The sequence below is a fragment of the Bdellovibrio sp. SKB1291214 genome (genome assembly GCF_002209355.2).
Lineage (GTDB): Bacteria > Bdellovibrionota > Bdellovibrionia > Bdellovibrionales > Bdellovibrionaceae > Bdellovibrio.
The window spans coordinates 628,043-644,895 of record NZ_CP106855.1; the positions used below are offsets into that span (position 1 = coordinate 628,043).

The window sequence follows — 16,853 nt, forward strand, 5'->3', positions numbered from 1 at the left end:
GGGAGCTTGCGCTCCCTTTTTTAGTTCATCGATTCTCTATGAATGTGATTTTTTAATTCCTGTACTTCGTCAACAGACACGCTGTAGGGTTTGCCGCAAACTTGGCAAGTCACGTGGACTTCTTCTTTTTTATTTATCATGTCTTGAAGCTCGTCCTCACCCATTGCTTCTAAGGCGCGCATCACTCGTGCCTTTGTACATGGGCTTTCGTAGTTTGCGATGATTTTTTCAACCATGCTTTCTTCCACGCCTGGCATCACTTCGATCAAAACACCACCTGCGGATTGTACTTTTCCGTTTTTATCTAGATAAACACCCAAAGAAACCAAAGAACGAATTTGATGAGATTGGTGCAAATAGTGAGCGATATCATCACCGATCTCAGAACTCACCATTTCAACAGTTCCTTGAAACGGTTGCTTTTGGAAAGGTTGGTGGCGAGCCACCGTCAAAAGGCCGATTCCCAAAGCTTTTCTTAACGACAAACCGTCGTCATAATTTTCGGGCTGGTATTGAGGATTTGGTGTGTATCCACGAACGTGTCCTTCATAACTTGCCTCTGCATATATGCTGCTCAAGGGACCATTACCACGGAACAAAAGTCCCACTTGCTGACCATCCTTAAGATGTGAAGCCAACAAAAGTGCGCCGACCATACCACGGCCCACGCCGACAGTTGCCAAAGGAAAAGTATTTTGCAGATCCTGCATGTGTTGAACAACTTCCGTCGCATTTACAGCTGCGATACGCACTGTCAGATCTTTAGAGACAAAGCGGTGAACGCGTTCTTTACCCATGACAAACTCCCGAAATAGATAGAAAATAACAGCCGAAACTAGCAAAGCGCTTCTATAATTTCAAGGGTCGATTTATGAAGATTTACATCTTTCGCCACGCCCAAAAAGCCATGGATTTCTCTGGAGACCCCGATCTAACAACGGAGGGGCACAACCAGGCCTCCACACTTCTGGATTTGGTTTTGAAAAAAGAAATGCCACAACCGACTCAGCTTTGGGTTTCGCCCCGCAAACGCACTCACAGCACGTTTCGTCCGTTGTCAGAGCAATTTAAACTGCCTTTGACTAATCAAGAGGACTTACTTGAGCAGCATGGCGACGAAACTTTGACGGTTTTTCGCCGTCGTATCTCGAAAATTCTAGAAAAAGCGTCTGATGCTAAGGACGACGTTGTTTTTATATGTTCGCACTACGACTGGGTCATTGAAGCGATGTCATTAATTCCAAGCCAAACTGATTTAACGGATGACCGCTTTCAACATTGGACTCCATGCCAATGCGTGGGATTTGAAGTCATGAGCGACGGAATGTACAAGTTTATCGAGCTAAAAAGGATTTCCACATGATTCAAAATATCTGGGCCATCGGTCGAAACTATGTTGAACACGCCAAAGAATTGGGAAACGAAGTACCAACAGAGCCTTTGGTATTTTTGAAAGCGGGAAGTTGCGCCACACTCGCTGCTTCGGAAATTCATTTGCCGAAATGGGCAACGGATGTTCATCATGAAGTGGAAATCGCGTTGCAATTTGATGAAAACTTGCAAATCTCAGCGGCCTGCGTGGCCTTAGATCTGACCGAGCGCACCCTTCAGTCAAAATTGAAATCCAAGGGCCAACCTTGGACATTGGCAAAAAGTTTCACCGAAGCTTGCCCGATTTCTAAGTTCTTCCCCGTCAAAAACTTGGATGAGCTCCGCAACATCGACATCAAATTGATGGTCAACGGCGAACTTCGCCAAAATGGCAACACATCGCTGATGATTTTCTCGTATGAAGAGCAGTTGGACTATGTGCGTCAGCACTTCCCCGTCTCTCCGGGCGACCTTCTTTTGACGGGAACTCCCGCGGGAGTCGGTCCGGTGAAACCTGGCGACGTTTTGGTCGCAGAAATTGTGGGTAAAATCACTCACAAATGGACTGTTAAATAGAGCGCCGCCGCCCCTCAAATAGCTTGAAATTCTAAGCCCGCAGAGTAAATATTCCAGCACTCACGTAATGAAATGGTGCTGGCATATTTCGCTCGCACAAGAAGGCTTAGTTATGAACGATATCCAATCAAAGATCGTCGCTCGCGGCGAAGAGATTATGAAACGTATGGAAAGCCAATCCAAGGCTTCCATCTTCTCCAAAGATTTCTGGTACGGCTCCATCATGGAATGGAGTATGAAAAATGAAAAATTCAAAACCAACATGTTCCGTTTCGTGGACGTGCTTCCTTCCATCAACTCTGGCGACGAAGTGGCTCGCCACTTAAAAGAATACTTTGCTGAAGACGGTGGAAAACTTCCTCCGGTCTTCAATGTGGGTTTGGGTCTTGGTTCTTTGGCTCCCGGCTTGATGGCGGGCGCGATTAAAAAAAACGTCGTGGGTATGGCTCAAATGTTCATCACGGGGGAAAGCCCGGATGACGCTCTTCCGGTTTTGAAAAAAGCACGCAAAAACAAAATGACGTTCACAGTCGATATTTTGGGTGAAGCCATCCTGTCTGAAAAAGAAGCCCAGGAATATTCCAACAAGTGCATTGAGCTTATCGAATGGTTGGCTAAAGATGCAGAAAAATGGGATGAAGTACCTCAGATCGATCGCGATCACGAAGGCGCCATTCCAAAAGTAAACGTGTCTGTGAAAATGACGGCACTTTACTCACAAATCAAAGACTCTGCTTGGGATGAATCTAAAAAAATCCTTAAAGATCGCATGCGCCCTATCTTCCGCTTAGGTATGCAAAAAGGTGTATTCATCAATTTGGACATGGAGCAGTACTCCGTTAAGCATCTGACATTGGAAGCCTATACAGAGCTTATCAATGAAGACGAATTCAAAAACTACAAGTTCTTCGGTATTGTGATCCAAGCGTACCTGCGCGATTCTTTCGAAGACGTGAAGATGCTAACGGACTTCGCCAAAAAACGTGGCACGCCATTCTGGGTACGTCTGGTTAAAGGCGCTTACTGGGATTACGAAACAATCGAAGCAGAACAACGTGGCTGGCCAGTTCCTGTTTACACGAACAAAGCTGAATCTGATGCGAACTACGAAGTGTGCGCAAAGTACTTCCTTGAAAACATCAAATACATCCGCCCTGCTTTTGCGTCTCACAACGTAAGAACCATCGCAGCATGTATGCTTTACGCCGAACAACTGAATATTCCTAAAGACGCTTTGGAATTCCAAATGCTTTACGGAATGGCCGAGCCGATCAAAAAGACCATCGTTGAGATGGGCTACCGCATGCGTGAATACGCTCCAGTCGGTGAATTGATCCCGGGTATGGCCTACCTTGTTCGCCGTTTGCTTGAGAACTCTTCGAATGAGTCATGGCTTCGCGGAAAATTCGCAGATAACAAAACCACAGCGGAACTTTTGAAAGATCCAGCATCTGGTTTGATTCCAACATCAGCGATCATTCCACAAAAGCCAGGTAAGTTCTATAACGAGCCACTTTTGGATTTCGCAGTGAAAGCAGACCGTGAAAAAATGGAAAAGGCGATCGCATCTTTGCGTGCGACTCTTCCTGTGAATGTTCCTGTGATGATCAATAACAAAGAACAAACATCTGCTAAGATCTTTGAGCGCGTGAACCCATCTGAAAGTTCACAAGTTGTTGCTAAAGTTCACATGGCAACAATCGAACAAGCGGAACAAGCAATGCAAGCAGCACAAACCGCTTACAAAACTTGGAAAAACGTTCCAGCAGAGCAACGTGCTGCCTTGGTTGATAAACTTGCAGACCTTATGCAACGTGACCGCTTCCAATTGATCGCGACTCAAGTTCTTGAAGTTGGTAAACCATGGGCGGAAGCTGATGGCGACGTGGGTGAAGCAATCGACTTCTGTCGTTACTATGCTCGTGACATGCGCCATCTTCAAAAACCTCTTCGCGTGGGCGGATTGCCTGGCGAGCTTTCTCACTACATCTACAAATCTCGTGGTGTGACGGCGGTTATCGCTCCTTGGAACTTCCCACTAGCGATCCTAGCCGGCATGGTGACAGCAGCAGCTGTTACCGGAAATACAGTCGTGATGAAGCCTGCAGAGCAATCTTCATTGGTTTCTTGGGGCTTGATGAAAATGATCCAAGAGGCTGGCTTCCCAACTGGCGTTGTGAACTTCTTGCCAGGTCTAGGTGAAGAAGTTGGCGAATACATCGTGAATCATAAATTCACGACAACAATCGCTTTTACAGGTTCAAAAGCTGTGGGTCTTCACATCTTAAACAGAGCTTCTATGGTTCAACCAGGGCAACAGCACGTTAAGAGATGCATTATCGAGATGGGTGGTAAAAACGCCGTGATCATCGATAACGATGCGGACCTTGATGAAGCGGTTGATGGCGTTCTATACTCTGCCTTCGGTTTCTCTGGTCAAAAATGTTCAGCGGCAAGCCGCGTGATTGTTCTTGATGAAGTTTATGATCGTTTCACGGACCGTCTGGTTGAAGCTGCGAAATCTATCGAAGTGAAATCAGCGGAAAATCCAAAAGCTTACATGGGCCCTGTTGTGGACCAAGAAGCCTATCAGCGCATTATGAACACGATTGCTGAAACTGAAAAAACCAATAAGTTGTTGTTCAAAGGAACAGCGCCTGCCAATGGTTTCTATGTTCCTCCGACAATCTTCGGTGATGTCCCAGGTGATGCAAAAATTGCCCAGCAAGAGGTTTTCGGACCCGTGGTCGCAGTGATTCGCGCCAAAGACCTGGATCAAGCGATCGAAATCGCAAACAGCACAGAGTACGCTTTGACGGGTGGCATGTTCTCAAGATCCCCTGCCAACATCGCTCGCGTCAAAGAAGAATTCGAAGTGGGTAACCTGTACATCAATCGCGGTATCACAGGCGCCATGGTGGACCGTCACCCATTCGGTGGTTTCAAAATGTCAGGTATCGGCTCCAAAACAGGTGGCCCAGACTATATCAAACAATACATGGAACCAGCCGCAGTCACCGAAAACACCCTTCGCCGTGGCTTCGCTCCCGCTGAAGGCGAATAGGTAACAGTTCCCTTTTTTCGACCCGCGCGGCGTTCCTTAAGGTTTGCGCCGCAGGTAAAACAATTAAAAAGCCGATCTTCGAGATCGGCTTTTTTATTTCAGTGAAGCAATTGGGTTGAAACAACGTTTGCGGATTCACCAATCTCTGCAGGAGTCGCATCCCTCACCTCGAGCGCTTCGATTTCAAATACCAAATCCTGTCCGGCCAGAGGATGATTTCCATCCAAACTGACCATCCCGTCATGATATGCCAAAACCTTATAGACACGGATCGTTCCGCTTTTCCCGACAATGGACACGGTTTGTCCCAATCGCAAGTTCTTGCCTAACTTTAGCTTGGGATAAAGGATCACCTTTTTGGGATCATAGAATCCGTAAGCTTCAGCAGCGGTGACGACGATGGTTCGTTTTTCACCGCGCTTTACATCTTGAAGACCTTTCGAAAGACCCCACAAGCATAGCGTCTGTATTTGCCGCTGAAGTTAAAACTTCACGATTAAACGTAGAGCTGATCAACTGACCCGTCTTGTTTTTTAAAAGACAGTTAAAAGAAATAACCTGTGCACTCATCGAATCACCCCCCTCGAAAAAGAAAAAACCGACCTTAAAGGGTCGGTTTTAAAATCAAATCAAATTTGAGCTGTCTTAATAAGAACGACGGTTGTTATAACCGCCACGAGACCCACCACCAGAGCGTGGTTCTTGCGGTTTCGCTTCATTCACAGTCACAGCGCGACCGTCAAGTTGTGCACCGTTGAAGCGTTTGATGGCCTCAGCAGCTTCCTCAGCAGTCGACATTTCGACAAAGGCGAAACCTTTGCTGCGACCCGTTTCCCGATCCATGATTACTTTTGCGGACTCAACATCTCCACATTCAGCGAAAGCATCAGCCAAAGACTGATCAGTTGCAGAATAAGGCAGATTACCGACGTATAGTTTTTTACTCATTTATTACCTCCTAAAGGCACGAGCACTATTTAGAGGAATGAACAGAATTGAACATGGACTCGAAATTAGCAGTAACTAAGGGAACCCTACCACGCATAAGACCTATCACCTAATTTTAATATTCCCCAAATCGACGGTGCCAATTCTGACTGAGATCGTTGGAGGCAGCTTTGAAAATGCCCGGGAGCCCGCTGGCAAAATAAAACTAACTTTTACATATTTGTAAAATTAACTTTATCTTATTAGTAACAATTGTCCTATCCCCAAAACTGCCTCTTGGGTAAAAACCTTGCTGAACAACGGTACTTAATCCAGGAGCAACTATGAAATCTTTGGTTTTTTTATTGATGATAATCTCAATACCATTGGTGTCCCACGCACAGGCCATTCAAACAGCGGATATCAAATTTATGCATGTCGATGAAGACGGAGCTCGAGCGATGACCTCTGGTCATCTTGCAAAAATTCTCTATTCAGAACTCAAAGCTGAACCCCAAACAATCACAGACGATGGCGTGGAGAAATTGATGAAAAACGGCAAGAGCTATTACTGTATAAAAAATCCGCAATCCATCACTTCTGAAACAATCTGCAATCTGTTCTTCCGCAGAATCACATCGCTTCCTGCAGAAAGCTTTGTGCTCACAGTTCGCTTCGATGTCGATTACGGAGTTTTGAAAGGTTACGCCCTCGATCCCAATATCAATCAGATGCTCCTTTGGAATCTCACCTCCGGAAGCATCGTTCTTTAAAAAAACAATATAACAAGAAGGAAAATCCATGAAATACCTTTTAGTATTCTTTGTGACACTGACCCTATTCTCATATGCGAAAGCCGCCGAATGGACATATCGTTTAAAAGTAATCGATGAAACTCAATATAATTCTTTGTTAGGAAAAAAGCTGACAGAAAAAGATCTGGAATCCGTGACCACCGTTCGTGAGATCAAAGTTCAAGGGCCAGATACTTTACCATCACCCGCTTTACAAAACGACACATTCGTCGTCTGCCAAGTAGCTTGCCCTGGTGAAAAAAATGCGATGGCAACGGCAAAGCCCACAAAGCAAAGTGGCGGTGTTGTAGAATTCTTTTACCCCGTTGAATCTGCACAGTTTCGTCAGGTGAATCTATTCTATCATTTGAATTACGCCTGGAATAAATTTGCAGAACTTGGCTATAAACCAGCATTCCAAAAACAAATCAAAATCCGCTCGGACCGTAAGATCACTCAGCTTTTGGAAAAAGGCGATATGAGCAACAACGCGTTCTTCGATGACACTGACAATTCCCTTAATTTCGTGCCAAGCAAAACAGTGCTTATCCTCATGGGACTTTTGGGTAAGAAGAACTTTATCGACACGGCCTATGACCCCATCGTTATGGCTCACGAGTTAGGTCATTTAGTGATCCATGACAGCATCGGTCGCGTTCCAACATCTGATTTTGGCGGCATTCACGAGGGACTTGCTGATTTCTTTGCCCTCAATTTTTATCGCACGACAAACCAAGGTATTATCTTTGGAGCAGGCACGCCAATTCGTTCAGCTACGGGTAAGGAGCAATACAAAATCGGCATGGAAGTCCATGATCGAGGCTTGGTGTTGGTTCAAAGCCTCTTTGAAATGGAATCCGTGTTAGCAAAATCAGCCAGCATTCAAGAAATCACGAAAAGCACTTTCGATTCTTTGGAATGCTTAAAGCAGGAATATCACCGCGTACTTCCAGCAATGGTAGCTTGTTTCTTAGATCAACCAGTTGCTCGCAATCAGCAAGACACCCTAGTTCGTTATGCAGAGAATCACCAAATCCCAGTGAAATCATACATGGATGCGACTCGCCAACTTCCTTCGAACTTAAAGCTGACAAGCTATATCATCACTTTGGATTCATTGGACGGAGCAGATGCTTACTATGCTAAAATTGAAGCAGGTCGTGCACATGGAAACTTAGGCCTCTTCCGCGTGCAAACTAAATCCACCAAATCAGCCGAATACTCGCACCCCACTTTCGTTCTTGCGAATCTAACTACTGGTCAAGTGTTCTCAAGCTGGGATGCTCAAGGTCATCGTATCACTTACAGTAATAGCGCCGCATACAAAGGCATCGCTGAAAACAGTAAAACTATCGAAGATCGCATTGAACTTGAAAAAGGAGATTCGACAGGTGCTCTTGGCCAATCTGATGAAAAAGCAAGAGCTGTCCAATATAAAGTTGGCGATACTTCCATCGCGGCCAAGCAACTAAAAATGGGCAAAATGAGCATATTCACTATGAACATGTTCCTAAAAGCAATTGGTATGAACATGAAATTCCATGCGTACGAAGAAGTGAAAGCAGATAATCCAACATTGGATATTCTAAAAACTTTCCCAACACTGTATTCAAATATTGATATCGAACTAAAACTTGGAAAAGACTCTCTTCGCGCGCCAGTAAAACATCAAGTTCTTGAAGCCGGAAAAATTCAATAACCCCTAGATCATATCAAAGAGATCCATGCACAAGACGTGGGTCTCTTCCCCATCGCTATTTCCCACGATTTTTGAAGCCTGTTCAATAGCCTGTAAAAATATCTCTCGAATTTTCTTATAGTCCTCTTTAGTACAACTGAAAGGCACCGTAAAACAGATTTCATGGTCGGCAATGACTTCTAAGCGAGTCAGATTACGAGTCCGCCAATTAGTATGATGACGAGTTGCCCATTGCGACTTTGCATCGACATGGGTTTTCGCATGACCCATTTTTACTCGACCTTTTTCTTCGACCAAAAGACCTTTCTCAAGCATGAAATCAACCATCTCCGTCAATCGCTGACGAGTCAGTCCCAACATCTGGGCCATTTCATTCAGATCCGGAACTTTGTCTAACGATGCAAGCATACGGATCGCGCTGTATTTCCAACTGGAATAAAAAACAGACTGTTCATAACTCGTAAGCTTTTTGCTAACAGAACCGATGCGTTTACGGACTTCACTGAATGAAGCTTTCTGTTCTTCGATTTGATGTCTTAATTTTTTGCGCAAGCTTTCATTACCTGCGCGGCTTAAAGAAACCATATTCAGAAAAAGATCGCTCTCTGCTTCGCTCATACTGTCGTAATCGCAAAATAAAGACGCCTGTTCCAGGGTCAAATCACGATGACCGTTAAGAATCTGACTGAATAAAGTCGTATGAATCCCCAACGAGTTAGAAATTTTGCTGGCCTGTCCGCGCCCCCCGTTTGGTTGATATTGTACGAAAGCCTTTAAGTAATCGCGGTAGTCATTAAATTGCCAAATTTGCAGCTTGTTCATCGTAAAACCTCACCAAATAAAGGTTTCACGAATTTACATTTTGGTAAATATCTAATTAATATATCCGTAAAGCACCGTCCCAACTGTACTCTTTACACAATCGTAAATAATCGCCTAAATTTTTACAGAACTTTCCTTGGATTTTCGCTCTCACATTGTTATTCAAAGGCCCCAAGGGATTCTCAATGAAAGTATCAATTCAAATTCTAGTTTTCTTTTTATTGTCAGTCGCCGTTAAGTCATATGCCACAGATATTATCACTCGTGGCACAGCTGCCGAGTACATCGACGAATTCACTGACATTGGCAAATCAGCCGCCAAACTAGCTGGTATTGTTCCGGGATTTCCCGTCAACGAGGGCCAATTTTTAGAAGTCGTAAAAACAACCAGGATTGAATTTACTGAAGACAAATTGATCTCTCCCCAAGGGATTGAAGTTGATGCCCTCAATTATCCTGCAAAAAAATTAATTCGTGTGAACTGGAACCGATGGTTCCGTTATCGCTGGACGACGGACAATCGCACACAGCTGGCGATCCACGAATATTTGGGAATTCTTAAAGTAGATGATTCAAAGTACTATTGGTCACAGTTCCTTATTAAGGGTGGCCAATTAGCTTCCGTTATCACTTGCGACTTTGAAATTGAAGGACAGCCTTACTACCTGAACTTCAATAGTTACGGAAACACGAGCTCCATTAAGAGCACAGGCTTCGATATGACAGCCGGCAAGGGAACCGCGAGTGCTCCACAAACTTCCGAGCCGTTGGTCGCTAGCTCCGTCAACTTCAGATGGTCCGACATCCTAAAAGGTAACTTCGAAGGCATTGAAAAATGGGGGATCGGGGTATCTTGGAAATACAAAAACTACCCTCTTCACGCAAAAATTAACTTAAAGCAGTCCACGGACGAAGGAAATTTTGATCTCGAAGTTTTTGAACTTAATAGCTTCGATGCCAATGGGATTTTAAAACCTCGCCACTTCATGACCATTCCTTGTATCTCTAAGAAAATTAAGGATTAAGTATGAAGACTATCTATTTATTATTTTCACTTATTCTTCTATCTAGCATCTCTGAAGGACGCATCACAGAAGGTGGCTGGGACAGCGGTGGTGGATCTGGTTTTGCTGCCGAATTCACTTCTCTGGGACGTGATTTGGCCGCTAAAGTGGAGTCCTTAAAGGGTTTCCCTGCAACTGGCACTCAGTTCTTGGATATTGTGCAAAAAACCAAAGTGGAATTCACGGACACGAACCTTGGCAAAGAAGGCGTTAAACGATTCCCTGAAAAACAACTTCTGCAAATATCTCGTAAACTTTGGAAGGGTTCAGAAAATACTCTGGTCTCAAAGCAGCTCATCGTACTTCACCAATATTTGCTGCTGTTGGGACTTGATGATTCTGATAGCTACTTGAGCTATTTTGTATTGGATGGTGGAGCCGCTGTTAGCACTTATGAATGCTCGACGCGTTTGCTTGGTGGCGACACTGTGTCCATCCGCTGGATTGACGTAGATAATGATGGCAAAGGCGATCAGTATACGGGAACTGTCATAATTAAAACGGCGTTTATTTGGTCAAATGTCGCCCTGATAAATACTTTCCAAACGGAACTGGGAGTAGCTATTAACTGGATCGAAATCGGCGGTGGCGCCTACGTCCTACTGCCCACAAAAGACTTGGCTTCGCAAAAGTCCTTCAAGGCCAAAATTAACACAATTGACGACTACCGTGACGACGGAACCCCACTCATAAAAGCGACAGGGATGCTGTCTTGTAAGCCAATTAAACGCTAAAGGGCCACAAAAGGCCCTTGGGACCCTGCCAATTTTTAGTACACTCTGGCAAAACCTTCAGACTCTCAGGGGCCCTCTTTACGAACACATATAGATGCCTTAAAACGGTGTATTCCATTGGAAAGAGGACCTCTTTTTATGAAGCACCTTTTACTTATAGTTTTTGCCACGATCATGGGAGCTCAAGCCCAGGCATCCGTTTCGGCAGACGAGTTCGTGGATAAATTCGTGGCGGCCGTGAACCGTCGTTTGGTTATTACAAACCAGGACCGCATCATGGAAAACAAAACGATTTATTGCACTGGCATGCGCCCGGCTCAAATTGAAGCCATCTCGAAGATCGTTCGAGAGAATACAGAAATAACTGTTCAAGAATTTTCGGCGAAAGCCTATGAAGCAATCAACTGCTACCCCACTTTGCTGCCGCAACTAAAGCGCAAAGGCTGGGGTGTGCTGACAAAATCTCTATGGAAAGATGTTGAATTAGTAAATGCCACCCTTGCTGATTTGGGTGTATACCGCCACCGTTCGCAACTTGAAAACAAGTTGTTGGACAGCCTCAATCCGTAAGAAAGAAGGATAAATAGTATGAAAAAGCTTATCGTAATTGCTGCGACAATGATGATGGGTCTTCAAGCCCAAGCTTCCGTAACTGCAAGCGAGTTCGTTTCCGATTTTGTTAATCAAGCGAATCACCGTCTGGAGTACATCAACAAGCAAAGAACCGCCGCTAAAAAACGCACGAACTATTGCTCTGCTTTAGATGCTAAGCAAGTTAAGACGATCCAGGAAATCGTGGCAAAAAACCCAGAGATTACTGTAGGTGACTTTACCGCGCAGCTTTCTGACTCTTTAAAATGCTTCCCTGAATTCTGGTCCCCATGGAGCCGTACAAAAACAACTCGCGGCATGTTAGTGAACACTAAAGCCTATATTATGGATATCAGTCTTATCCAAGACGTATTGGCGGACCTAAACGACGGTAAATTGCCAAGCGAACACACGAAGCTCCTTGATTCCTATAACAACTGGGAATGGCTAAAAGGCGCTCAATAAATAAAAAACCCGCTGTCAAAAGCGGGTTTTTTCGTTTTAAGGCGTATCGCTTTTTTAGAGGCTTATTCGCCGTCAGAACGATGAGTTTTCAACAGCCTGCACTTCCCTGCCTTCGTATTTAAAATCTCAACCTGCACTGTGCGAACGAACGGCAGTTCGATATCCTCGCTGGCCCGCCCCTTATAGACATTAATTGCCACAAGATAGATCTCTTTAACGTCACCGTTGCTTAAATCGATCACATCTTCAGTTACGGGGCGCTGAACATTGAATTTATATTCGGAGATGTTCCTACCAGCCCCGATGACCTCCTCGACCATTTGCTCAAGAGCATGCGCGGCTGCCTCGTTTTTACAATTCAATCCCGCAGCCCCCGCACCGGAAGCCATACCGAAAAACATCAAACCGATTGCCAAGATTTTCATGGGGTCGTTCCTCCCTGGGTTAAAGAAAACGAACCTACCCAGCACCCGAGGTGAGGTCACCTTGCAATCCCATTAGAAACCAATAATGCGTTCCCTGAAAGTTGCCATGAGAATATGTGCGAATTATTTAAGCAGAGTATTTAGAAAAGAAAAAGGCCGGAACGAGTTCCGGCCTTTGTAATCTTATTTAAAAATAGAGGTGAGCACATCATGCACCCGAGTACCTTCCTTGGTAGCACCCCTCCCGTAGAAATAATTAGACAGTGTTGTCGTACACATTGCAAGCATGATGTTCCATTTTTTTTAAGAATTTTTAAGAAACGCCCTTTTTGCCGGATTTTCTGATCCCACATTTGATGGAATATTTCAATCAGGACAGTTGAAGTGACGCTTTACTTGCGGCCTCCTTAAATCAAAACATTCAACAATCTTTACAACAACTTAGTTGCCAACCTTGAAGCCCTTTAATATACCATCGTTCATGCAAAACTCGCTGTTCGCGGACCCACGATTGCAATCGACTCAAGCACACGGCGGCACGCTGTTTAAAAAAGCGCGTTATCGCTGTCGTAAACCATTGAGTACGACAAAACCCATTCACGTGGTGTTGCGATCAAGCCTCGCTAAAGGCTCACTGAGTTTTAGAAATGATAAAAATTGGAAGCAGGTCGAAACCCTGTGCCGCCAGTTCGCCCAGAAATATAAAATCAAAATCGAGGCCTTCGCTAACGGCGGAAGCCATCTTCACTTGACCCTGAGGTTAAAGACAAAAGGCAGCTATGCGCCGTTCATTCGATCACTAACTGGAGCCATCGCCCTGAAATTAACAGGTGCGACCCGCCACCAAAAGAACTCGAAAAAGTTCTGGGACCACCGCCCCTTCACCGCACTTCTTGAAAGAGCCAAACACTCTTTGAAAAATTATGTATCGTTGGATTTACTAAAAGATCTGATGATCATCCCAAGAATCGGAATCCTCACCCACCAAGAATGGCCACCACCCAACTAGGCGAGCTGCAAGCAAAGCGCGCAGCAAAAAGACTCATAACAGGATTGTTCAAAAGGGTTCGGATGCGAGGCGGAGGGTCTTCCCGCGGCGGAGGCGTGCCCCAGGCAGTTTGAAGCGAGGACAAGGCCCGACGAGGAAGCAGGCGGGCCTTTTTCAACAATCCCGACTAGAAGTCGCCGATTGAATCTACCATATTTGGGTAGTCTACGAACGGGTTTCTGTTGTGCTGAGCTTGGAAGATCTTGTTGTTTCTATCAAGTTCTTCGGCGTCTGGTGGGTTTTCGCGATTCCATTTACGAAGAACTGCTTCTTCGTCAGGTGGAATCTGAAGATCGTAGCGGAGAGAGAAATAGAACAAAGCACGAGCCACACGACCTTTATGAGCTTGAGGTGGTTCGAAGATCTCATCAGAGTCCCCTTCGCCAACACCAAAACGAGAGCCGCCGCAATTCAAAGTTTGCGTGTCTTTTTCAACTTCACCAAACCATTGATTTCCACGGATCGAATTCAAACGAGAATCCGTCGGGAACAAGTGGTGAAGATCTGATTTCTGAGTGTCTTTATCAAAACGACGGTTGAACTTACTTTGAGGCCATGTGTGCTCAATGTTGATCACCGTGTTGTCAGGGATAATGCCAGGCCCCGGTTGGCTGTGACCACGGAAGTCTGCATTCGTTTTATAGTTATCGCAGTACATGTCTTTCACGCCCCAAGTGTGGGAGCCTTCGTCGAAAGACAAATAGAATTTACCCATCAACCAAACGCGAGCACTGTTGTACCCGATTTTTTGGTGAGAGTAACAGCCCTTAGCCGCTTGACAGTCAGAGACGATCAAATCGTAGTTTCCTTGTTGAGGAACGTGAAAGCTGCGAAGAACGGATTTTATACGGAAGATAAGATCGGCGTTAGTTTTTCCAGCCGCAAGATCTTGATAGAACTCTTGCCCGTAGTACGGAATTGCTTGGGATTGTTCAGCTGCATTTGCAGCGAAAACAAAAAATAACGATGTAAATACAATCACTGACTTAATGAGCTTGGCTAGCTTCATTCGGGTCCACCATTCGGTAAAGGGGGTGATTTTCAGCCTCTGTCGAAGACACTTTTGCTGGATACCTTTACATATGTCAATGGGGCTATAAGAAATACTCTGTCAGTATTCAGTTAAGACAGGAGGCTTTGAAAACATCCCACGGCGATAGGCAATAGCACCTAACATACCGAAAAGACTGCCACCCAAGTGAGCGGCATAGGCGACCCCCGTTCCTAACCCTTCGGGAGCTGCCAAAAGATTAGCCAGGTCGGCCACTAAAAAGAGAGGAATAATCATGAGGGTCGGTAAATAAATAGAACCGTAGTGCTCTGGCATCGGCGAAATAAAATACAAATAACGAATCCGAGCCTTGACCTGAGCCACGCAATAAAAAGCCAGCAAAGCACTGACAGACGCGCTTGCGCCGACCATCGGGACGACCCCCGATCCCTGTGACATCAGAAAGCCCAAGCCGCCTGTGATTCCGCCCAAAACATAAATTGCCAGTAAGGCCGTACTACCCACTAAAGCTTCAACGGCAGCCCCGATCACCACCAAAAACATCAAGTTTGAAAACAGATGCATCCAATTGGAGTGCGAAAACTGATAGGTGATCCAAGACAAGGGCCCCTTTTCAATCGAGCTCAAACCAAAGCGAAACATCAGCTGGTCTTTATAATCGGTTCTGAATTTTTTAAAATCTTCTCTCCAAGTCGCAATTTGCACTTGGTCGCCATGGTACTTTCCAGCATCTCCATTCAGCAAAAAGTGCGAATCACGAAGAGCGTAAGCCCCTAAGATTGCCAGCTGATCCGAGTTGGACGTGGAAATCTGCTGCACCCACTTTGGCGTTTCCGCTAAAGTTTCCGCCGGTAGTTCCTGTAAATATTGATAATAAAGACGCCCCGTCAAAGTCATACCTTCCAATTCGAACAATCGATTGTTGGAAAGGTCATTACTAGAGCCACTGAAGATCAGAACAAAAATAAAAATATTTAGAGCCGTCAGCGTGATTGTCAGCGGGAATCGACGAAATTCTCTGAGATTTTCAGGGCAAGGGATGATCATTGAACACCGTACTTTTCCTTGAAGTCCTCAAGCCACGGCTTGCTTTCCTTCACGCTAGCAGGAATACGGTCGCCTTTTTTAACTCCCAGACTTTGCTGCAAACCCCAGATAGAGCGCACATATTTTTTATCCATCGCCTGACGAAGTGTTGAAATGGATTGCAACTCTTCGATAACCTCAAGGCTACCCGCATAGTCATGTTGACTATAGCGCTGATCAGCTTCCAGAACTTGTGTGACCCACAGTTTTTGCGAAGCATCTGCTAGGCGTACGTCTTCAGGGTTCTCTAAATACTGAGCCAAAACACAACCACTGGAAGTACGATCTTCGCAAACCTTATTCATATAGGATAAACGATCCGAACCTTCGCTTAATAAGAATTTCGCAAAGTAAGCCATTGATTGAGAATTTACAGGATCACTCCACAATGAAAGCTCCGCTTCCTTATGAAGACAGTCCGCCGAAATCTCTTTAAGCAAGAACAAGGACAAAGCTGCATCCAAACGTTGGGGACCGCTTAGATCTTTGTCTTTGATTTCCTTACAAGTCGCATTTTGATCAACTGCCACTTGGTAGTCCCCGACTGTCAATGCATGGTAGCTCTTCATCAAACCCAAGAAACCCACAAAGGCAAAAACCGCAAAGCTCAATTGCATCCATGAAGTAATCAAACGCTGTTCTTGCGAAGCGGGGCCTTTATCAAAATTTTTCTTTAAGGTGATCACCATTGTGTCAGAGGCTTTCTCATGAAAAGCACGACGCAGCGGATGCCCCAGCACTCCCAAGAACGGGAGGGCGAACATGAAAAACGAAAAACACCACACGACCGAACGAACCATGCATTGAGAAAACGTCAGGCGTGCTTGCTGCTCGGGATAGCTGATCACTCGCAACTGTAAAAAGAATTGCCCCGGAGTTGCTTGTAGGAAATATAAAAAAGAAGCTTGTAGCAACACCACGGCTATGACAGCAACAGCCATGATCATCATCACAGCAACAACGCCTTCATCGGAACGGGCATTTAGTAAAAAGAATGTTTTTGCCTGACGAGTAAGACCCGCCACCAACAGACTGACAACCGGTGAAATGATCAAGAAATCCAAAACAAGCGCAAGGAAACGGTCCGCAACAAACGCGATCGCAGGCTTTTGCTTGAACATCGTGGAATTATTGATTTCTGGTGCCGATAGATCTGGAAATAACATACAGATCGT

18 protein-coding genes are annotated in these 16,853 nt (G+C 45.1%); 10 read left to right on the forward strand and 8 right to left on the reverse strand.

The features are described from left to right. Positions 1-20 precede the first annotated feature (20 nt). On the reverse strand, positions 21-797 hold the full coding sequence (locus B9G69_RS03150) for an Hsp33 family molecular chaperone HslO (RefSeq protein ID WP_265437948.1): 777 nt from the start codon (positions 795-797) through the stop codon (positions 21-23). A 74-nt stretch (positions 798-871) separates the two neighbouring features. Between B9G69_RS03150 and B9G69_RS03155 the strand changes: the two genes are divergently transcribed. The 3 genes from B9G69_RS03155 (at position 872) to pruA (ending at position 5,011) form a co-directional block, all read left to right on the forward strand. Next, complete coding sequence (locus B9G69_RS03155; RefSeq protein WP_088616964.1) at positions 872-1,363, forward strand: phosphoglycerate mutase family protein; 492 nt, start codon at positions 872-874, stop codon at positions 1,361-1,363. Beyond that, the gene (locus B9G69_RS03160) at positions 1,360-1,947 is read left to right on the forward strand and encodes a fumarylacetoacetate hydrolase family protein (protein ID WP_088616963.1); all 588 of its coding nucleotides are present in this window, start codon (positions 1,360-1,362) and stop codon (positions 1,945-1,947) included. The genes B9G69_RS03155 and B9G69_RS03160 overlap by 4 nt, the downstream gene beginning before the upstream one ends. A gap of 112 nt (positions 1,948-2,059) precedes the next feature. Beyond that, entirely contained in the window at positions 2,060-5,011 is a 2,952-nt protein-coding gene (gene pruA / locus B9G69_RS03165; protein ID WP_088616962.1) for an L-glutamate gamma-semialdehyde dehydrogenase, read from the forward strand. 98 nt (positions 5,012-5,109) lie between these two features. On the opposite strand, the gene B9G69_RS03170 is transcribed toward pruA, so the two are convergent. Then, positions 5,110-5,466 (reverse strand): FKBP-type peptidyl-prolyl cis-trans isomerase, encoded by a 357-nt coding sequence (locus tag B9G69_RS03170; protein ID WP_254917040.1) that lies wholly within the window; start codon positions 5,464-5,466, stop codon positions 5,110-5,112. A 190-nt stretch (positions 5,467-5,656) separates the two neighbouring features. Beyond that, a complete protein-coding gene (locus tag B9G69_RS03175) occupies positions 5,657-5,959 on the reverse strand; it encodes an RNA recognition motif domain-containing protein (RefSeq protein ID WP_088616961.1) in 303 nt (100 codons plus the stop codon). 323 nt (positions 5,960-6,282) lie between these two features. Between B9G69_RS03175 and B9G69_RS03180 the strand changes: the two genes are divergently transcribed. Both B9G69_RS03180 and B9G69_RS03185 read left to right on the forward strand, forming a co-directional pair. Then, the gene (locus B9G69_RS03180; RefSeq protein ID WP_088616960.1) at positions 6,283-6,711 is read left to right on the forward strand and encodes a hypothetical protein; all 429 of its coding nucleotides are present in this window, start codon (positions 6,283-6,285) and stop codon (positions 6,709-6,711) included. Positions 6,712-6,739: 28 nt separating this feature from the next. Next, a complete protein-coding gene (locus tag B9G69_RS03185; protein WP_088616959.1) occupies positions 6,740-8,431 on the forward strand; it encodes a hypothetical protein in 1,692 nt (563 codons plus the stop codon). Positions 8,432-8,434: 3 nt separating this feature from the next. Here the strand turns inward: B9G69_RS03185 and B9G69_RS03190 are convergent, their stop codons facing one another. After that, positions 8,435-9,253 carry a TIGR02147 family protein gene (locus B9G69_RS03190; RefSeq protein ID WP_088616958.1) on the reverse strand — a complete coding sequence of 273 codons (819 nt, stop codon included), beginning with the start codon at positions 9,251-9,253 and terminating at the stop codon, positions 8,435-8,437. A 185-nt stretch (positions 9,254-9,438) separates the two neighbouring features. On the opposite strand from B9G69_RS03190, the gene B9G69_RS03195 reads away from it, so the two are divergent. The 4 genes from B9G69_RS03195 (at position 9,439) to B9G69_RS03210 (ending at position 12,107) form a co-directional block, all read left to right on the forward strand. After that, on the forward strand, positions 9,439-10,278 hold the full coding sequence (locus B9G69_RS03195; RefSeq protein WP_088616957.1) for a hypothetical protein: 840 nt from the start codon (positions 9,439-9,441) through the stop codon (positions 10,276-10,278). 2 nt (positions 10,279-10,280) lie between these two features. Next, positions 10,281-11,051 carry a hypothetical protein gene (locus B9G69_RS03200; RefSeq protein ID WP_088616956.1) on the forward strand — a complete coding sequence of 257 codons (771 nt, stop codon included), beginning with the start codon at positions 10,281-10,283 and terminating at the stop codon, positions 11,049-11,051. Between the two features lie 138 nt (positions 11,052-11,189). Continuing rightward, the gene (locus tag B9G69_RS03205) at positions 11,190-11,621 is read left to right on the forward strand and encodes a hypothetical protein (RefSeq protein WP_088616955.1); all 432 of its coding nucleotides are present in this window, start codon (positions 11,190-11,192) and stop codon (positions 11,619-11,621) included. An 18-nt stretch (positions 11,622-11,639) separates the two neighbouring features. Next, positions 11,640-12,107, forward strand: a complete 468-nt coding sequence (locus B9G69_RS03210; RefSeq protein ID WP_088616954.1) for a hypothetical protein — start codon at positions 11,640-11,642, stop codon at positions 12,105-12,107. A gap of 62 nt (positions 12,108-12,169) precedes the next feature. Here the strand turns inward: B9G69_RS03210 and B9G69_RS03215 are convergent, their stop codons facing one another. Then, positions 12,170-12,532 (reverse strand): hypothetical protein, encoded by a 363-nt coding sequence (locus B9G69_RS03215; protein WP_088616953.1) that lies wholly within the window; start codon positions 12,530-12,532, stop codon positions 12,170-12,172. 481 nt (positions 12,533-13,013) lie between these two features. On the opposite strand from B9G69_RS03215, the gene B9G69_RS03220 reads away from it, so the two are divergent. Then, positions 13,014-13,541 carry a transposase gene (locus B9G69_RS03220; protein ID WP_088616952.1) on the forward strand — a complete coding sequence of 176 codons (528 nt, stop codon included), beginning with the start codon at positions 13,014-13,016 and terminating at the stop codon, positions 13,539-13,541. A 166-nt stretch (positions 13,542-13,707) separates the two neighbouring features. On the opposite strand, the gene B9G69_RS03225 is transcribed toward B9G69_RS03220, so the two are convergent. The 3 genes from B9G69_RS03225 to B9G69_RS03235 all read right to left on the reverse strand — a co-directional run bounded on the left by B9G69_RS03225 (position 13,708) and on the right by B9G69_RS03235 (position 16,844). Beyond that, positions 13,708-14,589, reverse strand: a complete 882-nt coding sequence (locus B9G69_RS03225) for an endonuclease I family protein (RefSeq protein ID WP_088616951.1) — start codon at positions 14,587-14,589, stop codon at positions 13,708-13,710. Between the two features lie 102 nt (positions 14,590-14,691). Continuing rightward, positions 14,692-15,639, reverse strand: a complete 948-nt coding sequence (locus B9G69_RS03230) for a rhomboid family intramembrane serine protease (protein ID WP_088616950.1) — start codon at positions 15,637-15,639, stop codon at positions 14,692-14,694. Then, positions 15,636-16,844, reverse strand: a complete 1,209-nt coding sequence (locus tag B9G69_RS03235) for an RDD family protein (protein WP_088616949.1) — start codon at positions 16,842-16,844, stop codon at positions 15,636-15,638. Before B9G69_RS03235 ends, B9G69_RS03230 begins: the two co-directional genes overlap by 4 nt. Positions 16,845-16,853 lie beyond the last annotated feature (9 nt).